Annotated in this window: 19 protein-coding genes and 3 pseudogenes; 11 read left to right on the forward strand and 11 right to left on the reverse strand. The window is 67.3% G+C overall.

Annotated features, from left to right (window positions below):
- Nucleotides 1-19: 19 nt before the first annotated feature.
- Nucleotides 20-1,372: an FtsK/SpoIIIE domain-containing protein gene (locus ACZ466_RS22975; RefSeq protein WP_378293088.1), complete on the reverse strand. Its 1,353-nt coding sequence runs from the start codon at nucleotides 1,370-1,372 to the stop codon at nucleotides 20-22.
- Nucleotides 1,372-1,623 (reverse strand): annotated as a pseudogene (locus tag ACZ466_RS22980) (SCO3933 family regulatory protein); the annotation flags it as partial. The pseudogene ACZ466_RS22980 and the gene ACZ466_RS22975, both read right to left, overlap by 1 nt.
- A gap of 227 nt (nucleotides 1,624-1,850) precedes the next feature.
- Between ACZ466_RS22980 and ACZ466_RS22985 the strand changes: the two are divergent.
- From ACZ466_RS22985 to ACZ466_RS22995, 3 genes are all read left to right on the forward strand, one after another.
- Nucleotides 1,851-2,234, forward strand: a complete 384-nt coding sequence (locus tag ACZ466_RS22985; protein WP_464043933.1) for a winged helix-turn-helix domain-containing protein — start codon at nucleotides 1,851-1,853, stop codon at nucleotides 2,232-2,234.
- Between the two features lie 349 nt (nucleotides 2,235-2,583).
- Entirely contained in the window at nucleotides 2,584-3,549 is a 966-nt protein-coding gene (locus ACZ466_RS22990; protein WP_378293544.1) for a P-loop nucleotide/nucleoside kinase family protein, read from the forward strand.
- Nucleotides 3,546-4,106, forward strand: coding sequence for an ATP-binding protein (locus tag ACZ466_RS22995; RefSeq protein ID WP_464043934.1), 561 nt, complete (start codon nucleotides 3,546-3,548; stop codon nucleotides 4,104-4,106). The genes ACZ466_RS22990 and ACZ466_RS22995 overlap by 4 nt, the downstream gene beginning before the upstream one ends.
- Nucleotides 4,107-4,110: 4 nt before the next feature.
- Here ACZ466_RS22995 and ACZ466_RS23000 read toward each other — a convergent pair whose 3' ends face one another.
- Entirely contained in the window at nucleotides 4,111-4,329 is a 219-nt protein-coding gene (locus tag ACZ466_RS23000; protein WP_378293606.1) for a hypothetical protein, read from the reverse strand.
- A gap of 433 nt (nucleotides 4,330-4,762) precedes the next feature.
- Complete coding sequence (locus ACZ466_RS23005; protein ID WP_378293608.1) at nucleotides 4,763-5,002, reverse strand: hypothetical protein; 240 nt, start codon at nucleotides 5,000-5,002, stop codon at nucleotides 4,763-4,765.
- Between the two features lie 155 nt (nucleotides 5,003-5,157).
- On the opposite strand from ACZ466_RS23005, the gene ACZ466_RS23010 reads away from it, so the two are divergent.
- The 4 genes from ACZ466_RS23010 (at nucleotide 5,158) to ACZ466_RS23025 (ending at nucleotide 8,658) form a co-directional block, all read left to right on the forward strand.
- Complete coding sequence (locus ACZ466_RS23010) at nucleotides 5,158-6,090, forward strand: AAA family ATPase (protein ID WP_378293483.1); 933 nt, start codon at nucleotides 5,158-5,160, stop codon at nucleotides 6,088-6,090.
- A 543-nt stretch (nucleotides 6,091-6,633) separates the two neighbouring features.
- Nucleotides 6,634-7,014 carry a hypothetical protein gene (locus ACZ466_RS23015; RefSeq protein ID WP_378293477.1) on the forward strand — a complete coding sequence of 127 codons (381 nt, stop codon included), beginning with the start codon at nucleotides 6,634-6,636 and terminating at the stop codon, nucleotides 7,012-7,014.
- Between the two features lie 36 nt (nucleotides 7,015-7,050).
- Nucleotides 7,051-7,860 (forward strand): DUF6551 family protein, encoded by an 810-nt coding sequence (locus tag ACZ466_RS23020; RefSeq protein ID WP_378293479.1) that lies wholly within the window; start codon nucleotides 7,051-7,053, stop codon nucleotides 7,858-7,860.
- 417 nt (nucleotides 7,861-8,277) lie between these two features.
- Nucleotides 8,278-8,658, forward strand: coding sequence for a helix-turn-helix domain-containing protein (locus tag ACZ466_RS23025; RefSeq protein WP_378293481.1), 381 nt, complete (start codon nucleotides 8,278-8,280; stop codon nucleotides 8,656-8,658).
- A 520-nt stretch (nucleotides 8,659-9,178) separates the two neighbouring features.
- On the opposite strand, the gene ACZ466_RS23030 is transcribed toward ACZ466_RS23025, so the two are convergent.
- The 3 genes from ACZ466_RS23030 to ACZ466_RS23040 all read right to left on the reverse strand — a co-directional run bounded on the left by ACZ466_RS23030 (nucleotide 9,179) and on the right by ACZ466_RS23040 (nucleotide 11,516).
- Nucleotides 9,179-10,555, reverse strand: a complete 1,377-nt coding sequence (locus ACZ466_RS23030) for an IS1380 family transposase (RefSeq protein ID WP_378293550.1) — start codon at nucleotides 10,553-10,555, stop codon at nucleotides 9,179-9,181.
- A 122-nt stretch (nucleotides 10,556-10,677) separates the two neighbouring features.
- The gene (locus ACZ466_RS23035) at nucleotides 10,678-11,220 is read right to left on the reverse strand and encodes a site-specific integrase (protein WP_464044020.1); all 543 of its coding nucleotides are present in this window, start codon (nucleotides 11,218-11,220) and stop codon (nucleotides 10,678-10,680) included.
- Nucleotides 11,172-11,516, reverse strand: coding sequence for a hypothetical protein (locus ACZ466_RS23040; protein ID WP_378291235.1), 345 nt, complete (start codon nucleotides 11,514-11,516; stop codon nucleotides 11,172-11,174). Before ACZ466_RS23040 ends, ACZ466_RS23035 begins: the two co-directional genes overlap by 49 nt.
- Here ACZ466_RS23040 and ACZ466_RS23045 point away from each other — a divergent pair.
- A complete protein-coding gene (locus tag ACZ466_RS23045; RefSeq protein ID WP_378291231.1) occupies nucleotides 11,409-11,693 on the forward strand; it encodes a hypothetical protein in 285 nt (94 codons plus the stop codon). The genes ACZ466_RS23040 and ACZ466_RS23045 overlap by 108 nt on opposite strands.
- A 150-nt stretch (nucleotides 11,694-11,843) precedes the next feature.
- Here the strand turns inward: ACZ466_RS23045 and ACZ466_RS23050 are convergent.
- The 4 genes and pseudogenes from ACZ466_RS23050 to ACZ466_RS23065 form a co-directional block, all read right to left on the reverse strand.
- Nucleotides 11,844-11,933: pseudogene (locus ACZ466_RS23050) on the reverse strand (hypothetical protein); the annotation flags it as partial.
- 409 nt (nucleotides 11,934-12,342) lie between these two features.
- Complete coding sequence (locus tag ACZ466_RS23055; protein WP_378291229.1) at nucleotides 12,343-12,720, reverse strand: hypothetical protein; 378 nt, start codon at nucleotides 12,718-12,720, stop codon at nucleotides 12,343-12,345.
- 276 nt (nucleotides 12,721-12,996) lie between these two features.
- The gene (locus ACZ466_RS23060) at nucleotides 12,997-13,530 is read right to left on the reverse strand and encodes a DUF2637 domain-containing protein (RefSeq protein ID WP_378291227.1); all 534 of its coding nucleotides are present in this window, start codon (nucleotides 13,528-13,530) and stop codon (nucleotides 12,997-12,999) included.
- Nucleotides 13,478-13,747, reverse strand: coding sequence for a hypothetical protein (locus tag ACZ466_RS23065; RefSeq protein ID WP_378291225.1), 270 nt, complete (start codon nucleotides 13,745-13,747; stop codon nucleotides 13,478-13,480). The genes ACZ466_RS23060 and ACZ466_RS23065 overlap by 53 nt, the downstream gene beginning before the upstream one ends.
- A 722-nt stretch (nucleotides 13,748-14,469) precedes the next feature.
- On the opposite strand from ACZ466_RS23065, the gene ACZ466_RS23070 reads away from it, so the two are divergent.
- The 3 genes and pseudogenes from ACZ466_RS23070 (at nucleotide 14,470) to ACZ466_RS23080 (ending at nucleotide 16,526) form a co-directional block, all read left to right on the forward strand.
- Nucleotides 14,470-14,847, forward strand: a complete 378-nt coding sequence (locus ACZ466_RS23070; protein WP_378291223.1) for a hypothetical protein — start codon at nucleotides 14,470-14,472, stop codon at nucleotides 14,845-14,847.
- A gap of 23 nt (nucleotides 14,848-14,870) precedes the next feature.
- A complete protein-coding gene (locus ACZ466_RS23075) occupies nucleotides 14,871-15,149 on the forward strand; it encodes a hypothetical protein (protein WP_378291221.1) in 279 nt (92 codons plus the stop codon).
- A gap of 24 nt (nucleotides 15,150-15,173) precedes the next feature.
- Nucleotides 15,174-16,526: pseudogene (locus ACZ466_RS23080) on the forward strand (IS256 family transposase).
- The last annotated feature ends 599 nt before the right edge of the window (nucleotides 16,527-17,125 follow it).

Here is a 17,125-nt window from a genome sequence, read left to right on the forward strand (position 1 = left end):
GGAGGGGGAGGGGGAGGGGTTACGCGGCGTCGATGGCCGGGGGACCGCCGATCAGGTCATCCCAGGACGGGGCGAGGGGCGCGAAGTCACGGGCCGCTTGCTCGGCCTCTTCCTCGCTGACGTGCACGGCACGGGCGCGATGCCAGGTGCCGTCTTGACCGGAGACCACCGCCACGCCGGGAGTCTCAGCCGCGATCGACCGGGCGACCTCCAGCGCCGCCGGGTCGAGGTCGCCCAGGGCCATGTTCGCCGTCTCGGGGTCATTGACCCGGTGGCAGACCCGCCCGGACAACTGCGCCCGCAGCGCGGTCACGCCGGGGCCGAGGTCGGAGCCGACGCGCTGTCCGCAGATGATCAGGAAGACCCCGAACGCCCGGCCGAGTTGGGCCACCCGCAGCAGCGCCGTACCGGTCTTGGCCACCTCGTCCTTCTCGGACTTGTCACCCATCAGGAACAGCTCTGCGACCTCGTCCACCAGGGCGACGATTGGGACCGGCCGAGCCGACTCCGCCAGCTTCCAGATGTTGCGGGCACCCTGCGCACGGCACACCGCCATCCGGGACTCCACCTCGGCGACCAGCTCAGCCAGCAGGTCCACCGATTCCTTGCGCGTAGTGGCCAGCGCCGAGAGCCGAGGAGCATACGGCGTGAACTCCACCCCGCCCTTGAGATCGAACCCGATCAGCGCCACCGGCTGAGGGGACAAGGCTCGGATGATCGCGTTCGCCAGGTTCGACTTACCCGACTGCGTCGCACCGACGATCATCCAGTGCGGCACGGTGCGGAAGTCCATCACCCACGGCTCACCGTTCTCCAGTACGCCCGGACGGACGACCAGCAGGTCACCCGCGCCAGCCCCGCCAGCGGTCACGGTGACGAGCTTGAGCGGGTCGCGCCGGGTGGCCAGCAGGGTGATCCGGCCGGGCTTGTGCTCCAGGACCCGCACCCCGTGCACCCGCCAGGAGTGCGCGAACCGTTCGGCGACCTTGGCGTAGTCCTCCGGGATCTGACCGTCGAGGAGCTTGATCCGCAGCCGCCACCCGTAGGGGGTGGGGAGCATGAGGCCCAGCCGCGGAGCCTGCTCGACATCGACCCGCCGCACCCGCCGCTTCTGCTCCACCACCGTCGCCGCCGACCGCGCCGCCGGCCCCACCACCGGAATCGCATCCAGGGTGACGCGCCACGCGCGCTTGGTCCGGGTGAGCTTGCAGCCCGAGGCGACCGACCGCCATGTCAGGTAGACCCGAACGACCCGGATCGGGAAGGCGACGCCGTACCAGAACGACAGCGGGTGCCAGCGGTGCCAGGCCCAGAGCCCGGCCGCCGCAGCGGCCAGGACCCCGAGCACCAGGTACACAGTGGACGCGTCCATCAGGCAGCCGCCGCACTCTCGCCGCCGACCGGGACCACGCGTTCAGCGCGGAAGGAGACTCCCGACCGCCGCTCACCATTGATCGTCTGTTCCCAGAAGAACCCGACCAGGCCGACCGGCGTGACGACCTGGCCGAGCGAGACACCGGGGTCTCCGGTGACCGCGACGTTGAGCAGGTCGACACGACCCTCAGCGTTCGCGCAGGACAGACCGACCTGATAGACGGCCTCCCCGTTCTTGTCGACCTTGACTTCTCCGGTCTCCTAGTTCACCAGCTTGGGACGCGGCGGGGAGACGCACACGAACGCCAGGTTCGCGAGGTCGATGGGCATGTTCCGCATGCGGAACCTCCTACGTCGAGTGAACTACTTAGACAACATAGTCTGCATAGACGGCCAAGCTGTCAAGGCAGCCTTGGCTTTCTTGGTCGGTCGGACTGTGCTGAACTGGAGTCCGCAGCGACGAGGGAAGGCGGACGATGGTCAAGAGGACGGGACGCCCCGGATACCTCCAGATCGCCGATGACCTGCGAGCACAGGTCGCCGACGGTCGACTCAATCCGGGGGACGCGTTGCCGTCGACCGCGCAGCTTCGCGAGCAGTACGACGTGTCCGCCGGTGTCGTGAAGGCCGCCATCAGCGTGTTGCGCACCGAAGGCTTGGTCGTCGGCCAGCAGGGCAAGGGCGTGTTCATCCAGGACCGGGACTCAGTCGAGTCGCCGGCCCCGCCCGCCGAAGACGGCGCGCTCATGGAGCAGCTCGCCGAGGTGCTGGGCGCCGTCCGGGATCTGGGCGAACGGGTCGCCCGGCTTGAGGAGAGCGTGTTCGCAGAGCCACCGCAAGCTCGTCGACCCGGCAAGTGAGGTCGTCCAGTTCCGCGAGAATCTGCGCCAGCAGTTCCCCAGGGGTCTGCCTCCGCTCACCCTCCGCCGTCACTCAGAACCGCCCCCTGTCATGCTGCGTTCTCTCGTTTGTCGGCACACTGAGATTTCAACGCAGGAGGCGAAGGAAACCCATCACTTATCAATCATCAGAAGCTTTCACAACGGTTTATACATCCGCTTTCACACCTCCCATGTAGACCGCGAAGCCCGCAGAACGCGGCATTATCTACAGTGAACGGAAAGGCCGATACGCATGACCGCAACCAAGCAGCGTCCCGGTTGGCAGCCCGGCAGGCTTCGTGAGCGACGCGAGGCGCACGGTTTGAGCTTGGAAGCCGCCGGCGACAAGTTGCGCCAGGTCGCCGACCGGGCAGAACTCCGCGTTGCGGCCAACTTCCAAACCCTGTGGGGGCACGAGAGCGGGAGTGTCTACCCAGGGCCGCACTACCGGCGCGCGTACTGCTTGATGCACCAGTCCACAGAGCCCGACCTGGGCTTTCGCCTCCCCCTCCCCGGCGAGGAGGTAGCCCTAGACGCCGTCCTGCCGCTCCCCACGCCCGGCACCAGCCCGGCCGTGACCGAAGAGGCCGCCACCACGATCTCTCGCGGACTGGACAAGGTCACCGACGCCACCCAGGACCGGGACGCCGCCGCCGGGACGGTCCTCAAGAACCGCGTGGTCAACGCGTGGCGAGGTCGAGCACTGTCGGACGGGATCAACAAGCCCGTTCTGGTCCTGGTCGGCGGCTACGCCGGATCGGGCAAGACCGAGTTCGCTCGATTCCTAGGCGATGTATCGGGATGGGCGTTCCTGGACAAGGACTCTCTGACCAGGCGACTCGTCGAACGCCTCTTGACCGCCATGGGCGGCGACGCCCACGACCGGCATAGCGACCTCTACCTCAAAGAGATCAGGCCGCTTGAGTACAAATGCCTGATGGACACCGCGAACGACAACATCGATTGCGGCATTTCCACGATCCTCGCGGCGCCGTTCATCTCAGAACTGAACGACGAAGCTTGGATGAACCGCCTCACCAACCGGTGCAGGGCCAAGGGCGTAGAGGTCGCCGCGATCTGGGTCCGCTGTGACATCGACTCCATGCGCGAGTACATCGAGTTCCGCGACGCTCCCCGCGATGAGTGGAAGCTCACCCACTGGGACGACTACATCCAGGGCATCAACACCGAGGCCAGCCCGCCGGGCGTTCACCTCACCATCGACAACCGCCAGGGCGCAGCCATCAGCATCGCCGACCAGACGCGGGACGCCATCCGTAAGATCCTGGGGTGACCAAGCGAGGCGTGATCCTGTACGGCCCGCCGACCAGCGGCAAGGACACCGTCACCGCCGAACTGGCCCGCCAGGATGACCGGTTCGCGCTGTTGCCCAAGCTGAAGGCCGGAACGGGCCGTACGACGGGCTACCGCCAGGTCTCCGCCGAAGACCTGGCGAGGCTCCGCCAGGCCGGGCGCCTGGTCGTCGAGACCGAGCGCTACGGCAACCGCTACGCCGTCGACCGCCACGACATCGACGAACTCACCGAGACGGGCCACGTTCCGGTCGTGCACATCGGCAACCTGGCCGACCTGGCGGAGCTGCGCGCCGCCGTCCCGCTGGACTGGACGAGCGTATGCCTCTGGATACCCCGCGAGGTCTGCGCCGAACGCTCCCAGCGACGAGGCGACGTCGACACACCCGCACGCTTGCGAGCATGGGACGAGACCGACGCAGACCTACGACGAGGCGAATCCCAGAAAGGCGCGGTGCCGTTCGACCTGGTCGTTCACACCGACCAAGCAGAGCCAGCCGACACGGCCCGCCGCATCATCGAAGCCATCAAGCTCTGACCGGTCACTGGGACGGCCACGGCCACCATGGCGCCTTGATCGCCGTGGCGAGTTCCTGGGGCGTGATCGCTTCCACCAGCCGCGGGGAGTCCGCCACCCGGACCAGCGCCCAGAACATCCGGGTGTGCAGCCCGAACCACAGCGGTACCCCCGGAAACTGCTCGCGCAGTTCCTCGACAGCGAGAGCCGCCGGCGACGCATCCGACCGTGCATCAGCGGTCACGACGCACCCCCACGACCGCCCGTGGTGATACCCCACGTTCCCAGCAGTGCCGTGACGGATTCAGCGGCCCGCCATGGTTGGGTGCACTGCCCCAGCCATGCGCCTGTACTCGACTGGAACCACCACAGTCCAGGCCCTCGAATGACCGAGATGCTGTCACCCACCACCGGAGCGCTTTTCGGGAACACGTGCAGTAGTGGCGGGTCCTGGTCGTACCTTCGTTCCGTAGCCCAGCCTTGGCGCCGCAGTTCTCGCGCGAGTCGATCCAGCCGCCGACACGCCCAACGCCGCTTCCAGCGATCGGCGAAGGACGGCGCGGCCGATGCATCCGGGGAGATATCCACCGACCGCGCCGCCTTCTCATCCCCCCACGGGGCCGCATCCTGCGAAGCGGCCCCGTCCGGTGATGGGATCGACGGCCCCTCCCCATCCATCACCGGGTCCGAGAGCGCTTCTTGACCTGGGCCCGTTGCCCTTCGAGCGCCGTGCGCAGCGCCTCAGCGTCGTCACGGATAACCGTCGGATCGACGCCCTCCGCAGGGTCGTGCAGGGTCGCGACCCAGTCGCCGAGTCGGCCGTCATAGCGAATCGAGCGCCAGATGCGATGACCAGGGAAGTCCGCGCGAAGCCGGACAAGGGTCGGATCCTCGACATTTCTTGATGTTCCTGTCATGGGAGACCTCGTGTTCGTGCACGAATCCAGCCATTAACGACCGGACCCGTTCGCAGGAATGGGGTCGATCCAACTTCCCGCGTGCACTCGTTCACCAAAGGCGCCTGACAGGGGGCCAGCAGGGGGCCAAACTGGAACGAGGGAGGTTGCCGCAGATGACGACCGAGCGACGCAGAGAATTCGGCCGCTACCTCGCACGCCTACGCGGAACCAGGAGCCAGCGCGCCCAAGCCGCCTTGCTGTGCGAACTGGCAGAGACCGTCACGCTCACCCGTAACGAGGTCTCCCGCTGGGAACGAGGCGAGCGCATCCCTGACGACTGGTTGCCCTACATCGCCCAGGCGCACAACGTGCCGCTCGCCGTCTTGGAACGCATGGCCGCTCACGCCCGCGGTACCGAGCCAGCGCCCACCGGGCACCCGTTCGACCTGTCCGCGTTCTTCCCCCAGGCCGACGCCCTCAAGTCCCGCATCGCCAACGCATGGCACGGCCGCGCCGTGGCCAACGCCGGCGGAGGCCCCTCCCTGGTCCTGGTCGGCGGCTACGCCGGATCCGGCAAGACCGAGTTCGCCTGCTTCCTCTCGGGCCTCACCGGATGGGCGTTCCTGGACAAGGACGCACTCACCCGCCGCATGACCGAACGACTCCTAGCCTCCATGGCCGCCAACCCCCACGACCGCCACACCGACCTCTACAACGCCGAGGTACGCCCCCACGAGTACCGCGTCCTGATGAACAGCGCCTACGCCAACACCGACAACGGCGTCTCAATCATCCTCGCCGCGCCGTTCACCACCGAGTTGAGCACCGCCGGTTGGTTGCCACGCCTCACCCACCGATGCCAGGCCCGAGGCGTCGAGGTCGCCGCCGTCTGGGTGCACAGCGACATCGACACCATGCACGAGTACATCGAGGTCCGCGATGCCCCACGCGACCATTGGAAGCTGTCCCACTGGGACGAGTACGCCAACACCCTGAACACCGAGGAACCACCGCCGGGTGTTCACCACACCATCGACAATCGCCTAGGCGCAGCCACCAGTCTTGCCGACCAAACCCGCGAAACACTCCGCAAGTTGATGGCTTGACCAGCAGGAACGCACCAAGAGGATAGGGCGGCAGCCTGCCCGATGAGAACTTTCTGTACGTCTTTAAAGGCGCCCCGCTGCGCGGGTCGCCGGGCGGCCGCGCCCGGCTCTGCGAGCCGGGCATGCGGCCTGTTCCGTCCGGTCCCGTCTCGCAGCCCGGCCACGGCCGCCCAGCCACCATGCGAAACATCGGCATGAGAACAGGGGCATCCCGCACAGCCCACGACGTCGCCTCTATCTGTTCCTCTTGCCCATGAGTCATGCCCGTTGCAGGACTGCGGAGCCAGCACCGACCGGCCACGCGAACCACTGATCACCATATTATATTTCTCGAATATCGAGAGGAGTTATCTCTTTGTTGTCAATCTAGGATCGCGACATCGATCACGTGTTTCACCAGGACTGATTGTCAAAATTTCGATGGCTTGCTAGCGTCTGTGGTAAGAGATTGGCGCGGTTCTTGTTGTGCACAGGTCAAGCCCGTGAGTAGAGTGCCGGGTGCGGGCCTGAGGGGTGTTGAGCGTGGACACAGGATGGCCTTCCGTGCAGGAACTCACCCTGATAGGCCATCAAAACATGAAGATCAAGCCCTGGAAGGTTTGGGGTGCGCTCGCTACAGCGGGGGTGGCTATAGCGGTCAACCTTGCTACAGAGTGGAAGTACAACCTGCTGACATGGGCCGTGGTGCTTGGTCTTGTTGTCCTGGCAGTGTGGTTTGATTCCAAGGCTGACCAGGGCGAACAGCATAGCGAGCCCAGTCGCCATCGAGGGCAGCAGATTCCTCTGGTGCTGCGCTGCGAGGAACGGAACGGGGATGCTCGCAGGTCGGTGTCGACTACGAGTGAGAAGGTGGCCACCGAGTTCCTCAAGCGCGTTCCTCCGCCTCTAGATCCGCCTCACGATCCTCGTCACCCTGAACTCTAGACTCTCGCCACCCTCGAATATGGAGGTCTAACCCCCATGGCCAAAGCTCGTTTCCAGTACGAACTCCCAGATCATCGCGTTGAGTACGGGGTCGAGATCGAGATCGACTCACTCAAGATCGATGAGGACGCGCAGCGTGGCCTCAACTCGAAGCGCGCGAAGGGCATCGCTGATGGTCTAATCATTGATGCCCTCGGGTCGATCGTGGTCTCCGAACGTGCAGATGGCCAGCGATACGTCGTTGACGGCATGCACCGGACCGAGGCGTGCAAGCTAAGAGGCCTTCGGACGATCAAGGCGGAAATCCACTACGGACTTAGCCAGCAGCAGGAAGCGACTCTGTTCCTCATCAAGAACCGAGAATCTGCCAAGGTCAGCACGCTGGACCAGTACAGAGTGGGCCTGACCGCCGGGGACGCCCTCTGCGTGAGTGTCGACCAAGTACTAAAGAGCCATAGCCTCGGTCTGGGGTCGAGTTCGACCAACAGCGTGGGTGCTGTATCGGCGGTGCTGCGCATCACGAGACAGTATGGAGCAGCTACCCTGGACCGGACCTTCACGGTGGTCGAAGCAGCCTGGGGGAGGGACAAAGAGTCGTGGGACGGCGTGATCCTGGGCGGCGTGGCGATGTTTCTCAGCCGCCACGGCGACGGCGTTGAGGACGCCGAACTCGCGAAGAAGATGCTTAAGCGAGGCTTGGCTGCGCGCTGGCGCTCCGAAGCTCTGACGCGAGCCTCGAACGGGGGCTACAACAACAGTGGTACCGGGTCCCGAGAGAGTCAGTGCTACCAGATGGTCGTCGAAAGCTGGAACAAGGGGCGAACCGCTGCTAACCGTGTTGGCTGAGCAGTGTGAGTGCCGGCGGAGCTTGTGTCAACGACGTGTGCGGTTGTCAGGGAGTAAGGGTGTCGGCTGGACGAGCGTGAAGCGGGGGTCTCGCGACCCCCAGCCCCCCGCGGGCCGGAGGGCACGCCCGCGCGAGACTGTCTGTCACACCGTCTCGCCGTTCGCGCGGGCGCACCCTCCGGTACGGTCGGCGTGCTAACGGGAGTGCTAACAACGGCGCTGGATGACCTCGGACGGCGGTGGACGTTCGAGAGGGGCGCGGCCAGGTCAGGGGATGGGTGTGGACGGGCCTGGACGGTGTCGATCTTGCTACGGATCAGACGATGTCTGCGACCTCGGCTCTTAGGTGGCCATCACCGGTAGGCCAACTCCGGCCACTTAAAGTGATCACCAATCGGATGTGGCTAGGTTGCCGCCATGAGCGGCCCGGCAGTTGTCGAGTACATCCACGATCAGATGAGTCTTTCTCAGTTTCACTTCACCTACGCTGAGCTAGAGCGGATGGCAGGTATCCGAGAGCAGCGCCTCAGTCAATGGAAACGCGGAGTGCAGCCTTCCTACGGCGACGTGCAGAAGCTCGGTCGTGCGCTCGCCCGTCACTACAGGGGAGCGGGCCTCGGAGCTTACGAACTGTTGAAGGTGGCTGGATACGAGCCGGAGCCGGACCCGGACATGGTCGCCTTCGCCCAGGATGTGCAGACATGGGATATGTTTACGCAGAAGTTCCGCAGCGCTTCTACATGGCAACGACGGAGGGTACTCCGAGCCGTGAAGGACGTTTTCGGCACGACGGACTGATAGCCGCTCAACAGAGCGGCCCCCAGCCAGTCAGCAGGCTCGCCGTTCGCGCGGATGAGCGCTCCAGGGCGAGGAGCGCCCGTGTACGCGTGGCGAGCGCGCAGGCCACGGGCTTGGTCGGCGTGCCATTAGCGTGCCATTAAGGGTGGTGATCAAGGGGCATTCACGGTCAGTCGCGGTACGGCCGAACGCCAGGTCAGCGCCGTTAACGAGGAAGATCGGGATGGTTCCCAAGCTGACAGCGCGGGTTCGATTCCCGTCACCCGCTCCACACAGAAGGCCCAGGTCCGGGACATGATCCCGAACACTGGGCCTTGATCGTTGTTGGGCGTCACCGCCGCCGGGCCATTAACGGGCCATTAGCCTCGATCTTTCACAGCGCCGGTTGGGTCGTGTGGCGGCCTGACCGGTTTGTGTTTTCTGGTGGTGGTCAGGTCGGTGGCCCGGATGTCGCTCCGGGTGGGCGGGGTTCCACGGCCCCTGGTTCTCCTTCCTGGGTTGTGGGGACGGTTGGTGCTGGTCAGCCGGGGTTGGGTAGTGCCGCGAGGCGTGCGAGGGCGTCAGTGATCAGGGTGGTCCAGGGCCAGTGCCGGGCGATGCGCAGGATGCGGCGGCGTCCGGTGGTGACCAGCCGTCCGGCGGTGTGCAGCAGCCGCAGCCGCAGGCGGCGGGGTTCCCAGCGGCGGGCGGGGCCGGTAAGGGCGAGCATCGGCATCCAGGCGAGCAGGTCGAGGGCGAGTTGCACGATCTCCAGCCAGATCTGGTTCTGCGCGGTGTCGTGCAGGGGGAGGTTGCGCAGGCCGGTGGCGCGGGCGGCGCGGACGCGGTCCTCGGCCCGGGCGCGGCGGCGGTGCCGCAGTTCCAGTTCGGCGATCGGCGTGCCGGGCGTGTTGGTGGCGAAGCAGGTCAGGCGCATGCCGTCGGCGTCGGTGAGGCGCAGCTGGGCGCCGGGGTGCGGGCGTTCTTTGCGCACGATCAGCCGCATCCCGGGCGGCCAGCCGGCCAGCACCCGGCCGCTCAGCTCGGCCACCCAGGCGCCGTGGCGGATCCGGCCGTCCGGCTCGAGGGCCGGGGTCCAGGCCGGGTCCGGGATCTGCAGGACGGCGGCGTGGATGGACTCGGTGATGGTCATCCCGACCGAGTAGCCCAGCCACCGGCCCCGCGCGGCCAGCCACTCGACGAACCCGTGGGTGCCGCCGGCGGTGTCGGTGCGGATCAGGGTGCGGCGGCCACGCCGATAACGGGCGGGCAACTGGGCCAGCGCCAGCTTCGCTGCGGTGATGTGATCGGCGGCGGTGTTGGACCCGGCGTTCCCGGGCCGCAGCAGCCCCGCCACCGGCTCCCCCGATCCGCCGGGACCGTGATCGACGAACGCCATCAGCGGGTGGTGGCCGAAGGTCTTCTTCCAGGTCGGGGCGGCGTCCTGCTTGTCGGAATGCGCGATCACCAGCACCCCGTCCACATCCACGATCACCTGCCCGCCGGTGTCCGGGGCGGCGTCACCGGCCAGCGCCCACACCCGTTCACGCACCTGGGCACGAGCCCGGCGCAACGCCCTCAGCGCCCGCTCACCGCCACCGGCCAGGACATCGATCAGACGGGAGAACGTCGGGTCGGAGGCCACCGGCCCGAACAACCCCGGCTCGGCACGCAGCATCGCGACATCGGCCAGGCAGTCACCGCCCAGCGCCACCGCCAGCGCCATATCCATCACGATCTTGCCCGGATCATGCCGGGCTCGCGGCCTGCGCCAAGGCGCCAACGCCGCCGAAAGCGCGCCGTCCAGCCCGCTCTTGCGGACCGTTTCCACCAGCAGCACGGCCCCGGCCTGCGAGACCACCCCGCGACCACAGCCATCGACGCCCACACGCGGGTATGACCCGATACGCTTGCTCACCTGAAAAGTGCCTTCTGGACTGGTACGGACAGGACCTTCGACAAGCCCTATCCTCCCAGCACAGAGGCACTTTTCTTATCTAAACGGTCACTCCCGGCCCATCGCCCGGTGAAAGCCCGAGGTTAGGCCACCGGCACCAACCGGCCGCCGCCTTCCTCGCCCTGCTCCGCACGGACCAGCTCATCGAGGCCATCGGCAATGATCCGATCACCCTTCGCGGACTTGTGCTGGTAGCGCAGCGCGGCCCGCTCGTTGTCGTGGCCCATCCGAGCCATCAGGTTCTTGGTCGAGACGCCCATGTCGGCTGCGAGCTGGTTGCCCGTGTGTCGAAGGTCATGGAAATGAAGGTTCGGCACCCCGAGTGCCTCCACCAGGTGACGCCAATTGGTGACCTTGTTGAAGCCGCTACGCCGCAGCGGCCCGCCCTTGAGCCCGGCGAAGACCAAGGCGTTCGCTTCGGGCTTGGTGTACCTGTTCAGGTGCGCCGTCAGGTGGGGGACGATCGCGGCCGGGATGGTCACCGTCCGAACTCCCGCCTTGGACTTGGGCGGGCCGAGCAACATGCGGCCGTTGGCCTGCTCGACGTAGGCATGCCGGACACGAACAGTGCGCGCGGTCAGGTCCAGGTCGCAGCGGCAAAGCGCGGTGATCTCGTCCCAGCGCAGACGGCGAAGGTCGCCAGCAGGATGAACGCACGCAGACGCTCGTCCCTGATGACATCGGCGTGCCCATCCTCCGCCATCTTCCACAGAGCCCGTTCCGCTTCCGCGCGGGTGGCGAACGTCTGCGGGAAGCGCCGCACGGTTCCGCCCTTCACGCGGTACCGCAGCCGGTAGTCACCGGAGTCCAACTTGTGGAAGTTGCCGACCGGGCGGACGCCGACCCGTTCGGTCAGCTCGAAGACTTGGGCGACGGTGAGTGTCGGACGCTCTTCGGCATGCTCGGTGCCGGCCCCGCGCACCTGGCACGGGTTGCGGGGAGAAGCTTGTGTTCCACGCCCGCCGTCATCAGCACGGCCCGCAGCAGCCGGTACGCCTTGGCGCGCGAGGTCGCCCCCACGCCGCTGCTGGCGAGAGTCGTCAGCCTCTCCCGGATCATCGGCGTACTGAGGTTGCTCAGGCTCACACCGCCCAGGTGAGGCTGATGTGCTTGCGCAGCAGCAACGCGTACAGCTCTCGCGTGCGTGGCCGGAGCTCTGACGCTGCTCGATCCACAGTTCGGCGTTGACGCCAAGCTTGACCTTGGCCCGCTCAGGATCAGTCCACGTCCCTGTGAGGATCTCCGCTTCGATCAGCGTCAGGGCGCGTTCCGCTTCTGTCTTGCTGGCATATGTCTTGGGTGCTGTGCACATGCGGCCGTCTGGCCCTGGATAGCGGACCTGGTATCGCCCCCCGAGTCACGCTTGCGGATGTTGCCGAACCGGCGGTGCCCACCCTTGTTCGCCATTAGGCAGCCCTCCATACGTCGGACACGGTCATCGGTTCTACGGGGCCATCGGCGATGGCAGTGGCCGAGGCCCTCGCAGTGCGGGCAGGCGTCGCCGCCGGAGTCCAGGCCGGTTCCGCCGCAGTTGCAGCACTGCCACCACTCGCCGAGCGAGACGGCCGCGCAGGGGAAGGTGACGGCCGCTCCGGTCGCGGAGTCCTGTGCGGTCACCTCGTGCGAGCCGCAGGCCGAGCAGGCGGGGCCGTCCCGGAGGGCGAGCAGGGTCACCCAGTTGAGGCCGTGGTTGGTGTGGTTGCAGACCCAGCAGCGGAGTCGCCATGGCGTCGAGGTCTGGGGGGTCATCAGGCGGCCTGCCTGCCGTTGTCGAGGCGAAGGTTGTCGAAGTAGCTGGTCTGTGCTTCGTGCTCCTCCCGGCAGCGCTGGGGGATGTGGACGATGCGGTAGGCGGCCCGGCCGAAGGTCCAGGTCGCGACGTAGTGGGCACCGGAGGCGCGGTCATCGGCGACGGTCACGTCCAGGAGCGCGGCCACCTGGTCGACCAGGGCGGCCGAGCTGGCGTCGTCGCCCTCGCGGGCGAAGACCTGGAGGGTCGCGCCGTACTCGCAGACCTGGACGTCGGGGGTGGCCTCTAGGAAGTCGGCCAACTCTCGCAGGCCGGTGATGATCTGGTGACGCGAGAACAGGTCACCGGGGACGATGGGCATCGAGTGGGCGGTCATGGTGGGGTGCCTCCATGAGGTCGGGCGACGGGTGCGGATTCGGCGCGGATCTGGCGGAGCAGGTCGGAAGCGAGCTGGTTGGACACCCCGAGCCGGGCGCGCAGCGCGTCACGGGTGATCCGGCGTCCGTGCCGGCCCTCGTGCTCAGAGGCGACGCGGCGGACGAACGCGACCAGCGGAGCCGCCGGAGCCGACTCGGCGGACTCCTCTATCGGGACGGGGATCTCCGTCTGGCCGTCCGTGGCGCCCGCCGGGGGCTGGTCGTCCTGGACGGGGTCAGGGGTGCGGGGACGGTCCTCCCAGACGACCCACGGGGAGGACGGGGCGGATTCCTGCGAGGACGGCAGGCTCCGGAACAGCCGTGGATTCCGTCGCTGCCGGAGCGTCCTTCCGGCGTTCCAGCATGGAGACCGCGACCAGGAACGCCCCGGCAGGAGTGCCAGTGGTGACCCAGCCCCACACCGACTGATCCGCTTGCGCCAGGTTCGCCGCGAGCGAGAGCAGGATTCCGCCGACCAGGACGAGCGTCGGCCAGGACAGCCGTCCCGTCTCCCGACCGGTGCGCTTGTCGCGCTGGCGTTCCCCAGCCGCCATCACGCACGTGAGGTCGATGCACACGGCGATGGCCCAGGCCATCCACCCGTGCTGTCCGTGGTCGGTGGCCGTGTCACGGATGTGGGTGAACGACCCCGCCGCAGCGATACCCCCAGGATGACGACCGGCCCGGAGTCGGCCACGGCCCCGAAGAGGCGCCGGGTCATGCCGCCCGCCGGGTGGCGAGGGCGAGCAGCGTGGCCAGCTCCGGGTCACAGCGGTGCGCGTCGGCCCAGTCGTCCACCTCGGACGAGGACGAGGAGGCGAGCGACTCGGCGCACTGCTGGCAGCGGGCCACATGCAGGGAACGGAATTCGTCCCACTCGACGCCGACCGGCCACACGTCCCAGGACGACACCGAGGACGACCGGGACGGGGACGGGACGGCGACGAACCGGGGCCGAGGACGAAGGACATGGACGCGAGCGGCCATGGGAGAGCCTCCAGAGGCGGTTTCGGGCATGGGTCGGGTAGGGACGTGGCGCGATCAGGGCTCACGCCGAGCCGCAGGGGAGTGGGGTTCGCCTACACGGCGGGGCGGACGTCCGGGACGGAGCCGATGAGGCTCTCCCAGTCCGGAGCAAGGTCGGCGTAGTCGCGGGCAGCCTGTTCGGCTGCCTGCTCAGGCACGTAGACCGATTGGGCGCGGTGCCAGGCGCCGTGCCCGATCGGCGACCACGCACACGCCGGGGGTTTCGGCGGGGATGGCGCGGGCGGCGTCGAGGGCGGCGGGGGCCAGGTCGCCGAGGGTCATGCGGTTGACCCCGCGACTACCTCCGCCCGAACCAGGCGCTCAAACTGCGATGGGATGTACTGCATGAATCTGCGTGACGAGATCGAGAACGTTCTCCGAGCGTGGAACGCCTACGAGGTCAACCGAGGCGACTCACCCATCATCGACTTCGACTGCCACCCTGGCGGTCCCGAACCGATACCAGCCCCCGACCGCCTCACCGCTTATCGCCAGCTCGCGGACCTGCGCCCCGCCGCTACGGGCCCGCTTGCGACTCGTCTTGACGCCGACCTGGCCTACCTCGACGCCCTGCTAGGCGAACACCGCCCCCTAGCCGACTACGTCTGTGCGATCCAGGGATGCGGCACGGCTGGTTGGCCAGACGAGTACCTCGCCGAGCGCGCCGAGCTTTCCGCGAAGCGTTGGCCGATCTGGGCATCCGGTGGGGGAGCGAAACCAACGCCGAACTCCGCCAGGCCGAGGGCCTCCTTGACGTCAGCGATGCCCCCGACGCCATCCGCCATGCCGCCGAAAACCTAGAGCCCCTAGTTCGCGAAGCCACCGGCAGCACCGCGCCCTACACACTCACCATCGAGACCGCCGAGGTAGAGGCGTACTGGGCCTACTGGCTGGACGGCGCCGGCCAGAACGTCAGACTCCGTCTCAACCTCCCCAACATCGAGTTCACCCAGACCGGCGCCAAACAGTTCGCCCTACACGAGGTACTCGGCCACGGACTCCAAAGCGCCAGCCTTACCGCCCAGCCGCCGCCGAAGACGTCCCCTGGGGCCGTCTCCTGAGCATCCACGCGCCCCAGCAAGTGATGCTCGAAGGACTGGCCCAGGTATGGCCCCTGTTCCTGCTCCCCGAGGACAAGGTCCTGATCATCCGGGTCCGCCTCACCCACAACACCCAACTCATTCTGGCCCGAGCCCACCGCGCCATCAACGACGGCACCCCCATGATCGAGTGCGCCGACTACCTCCGCACCGCCGTCCCCTGGTGGACAGACAAGACCATCAACGGCTACCTGGCCGACCGAGGCACCAGCCCCGAACACCGCTCCTACATGTGGGCCGGGGCTGTACGGTTTTCGGTGTAACTCCTGATCAAGGAGTGACACCTGATGACGACAACTCAAGAGAATGCGGACGCCTCGGTGGCCAAGTCCGACAAACCGGCCGAGAGCAAGGGCATCGGCCCGGTCGACCAGGATCTGATCGGTCAGCTGGTCGCTCAGGCCCGTGAGCAGGGCTTGGACCTGGTCGGTGAAGGCGGGCTGCTGCAGCAGCTGACCAAGCGGGGTGCTGGAATCGGCGCTCGAGGGCGAGCTCACCGACCACCTCGGCTACGACCGCCACGACGCGGCCGGCAAGACCGGGGCCAACTTCCGCAACGTGCACCGTGCCAAGACCGTGACCACCGAGCTCGGCCCGGTCGAGATCGAGGTGCCCCGCGACCGCGATGCCAGCTTCGAGCCGCAGCTGGTCAAAAAGCGGCAGCGGCGGCTGACCGGCGCGGATGAGATGGTGCTGTCGCTGTCGCTGTCGCTGTCGCTGTCGCTGTCGCTGTCGCTGTCGCTGTCGCTGTCGGCCAAGGGCCTCACCCACGGCGAGATCTCCTCGCACCTGGCCGAGGTGTATGGCGCGAGCGTGTCCAAGCAGACCATCTCCACCATCACTGACTCGGTCATCGAGGGGATGGCCGAGTGGCAGAACCGGCCGCTCGACGGCGTGTATCCGGTGATCTTCCTGGACGCCATCCATGTGAAGATCCGCGACGGCCAGGTCGCCAACCGCCCGATCTACGTGGCGCTGGCGGTCACGGTCGAGGGCACCCGCGACATCTGGGGCTGTGGGCCGGCGTCGGCGGTGGCGAGGGCGCCAAGTACTGGTTGCAGGTGCTCACCGAACTGCGCAACCGCGGCGTCGCCGTTGCCTTCATGGTGGTCTGCGACGGACTGACCGGGCTCCCGGACGCGGTCGCCCACGTGTGGCCCCAGGCGCTGGTCCAAACCTGCATCGTGCACCTGCTGCGCAACAGCTTCCGCTACGCCGCCCGCCAGGACTGGGACAAGGTCGCCAAGGCCCTCAAGCCGGTCTACACCGCACCGACCGAGGCCGCCGCGATGGAGCGGTGGCTGGAGTTCGCCGAGGACTGGGGCACCAAGTACCCGGCGATCATCAGGCTATGGGAGAAAGCCTGGGCCGAGTTCGTCCCGTTCGTGCAGTTCGACCCCGAGATCCGCAAGGTGGTGTGCTCCACCAACGCGATCGAGTCGGTGAACACCCGGATCCGCCGAGCGGTCAAGGCCCGCGGGCACTTCCCCAACGAACAGGCCGCAGTCAAGTGCGTCTACCTGGCGGGGGTGAGCCTCGATCCCACCGGCACCAGCCGCAAACGCTGGATCGCCCGATGGAAAGCCGCCCTGAACGCCTTCGAGATCACCTTCGAAGGTGGCCTGACCACCCGCAACTAACCCATACAAGATCCAGTTACACCGTTACCTGGACAGACCCTGTGGGCCTACCGGCCGGACCCGACTGGTTCGCGGCCCTCGCTGAGGCCCCAGCTAAAGTGTCCCGGGAGGTACTCCATGCCGCATACCGCTTGCGCTCCGGGTCCGCTTGCCCTCGGATGAGGCATGTGCGGTCGTCGTCCGAGCGGGCCGAGGGTGCGCAGGTCAGCGGTCACGAGGCCCAAGTTCGACGAGCGGAGGGGACGAATTGTCGGCGCATTCTCCGTCTCGGCGTACGAGGCTGTGACAAAGTGCGTCCACGCACATCTCACAGAATGGCACGGGGGGATCGACACCGACGGTGACATGCACGTCCTGGGCATCTGGGTGCCCAAAGCAGCCGATGGCCCGACCGGCGTGGGCGCCGTGTTCTGACGCGGCGTAGTGACCGACCTGCGCAACCGCAGCGTGATCGCCATCCTCATAGCCTGCTGTGCCGCACCTGGGGATGCTGCGGCCGCCCCTGCTGGGCTGGCGGACGTGGGGCCGGCTGCATGACGGCCAGGTTCCCACCGAGGACGAGGCAGAACGGGCGCCGGGACGAGGATGAGGCGAGGACG

The organism is Actinomadura rugatobispora (assembly GCF_055379765.1).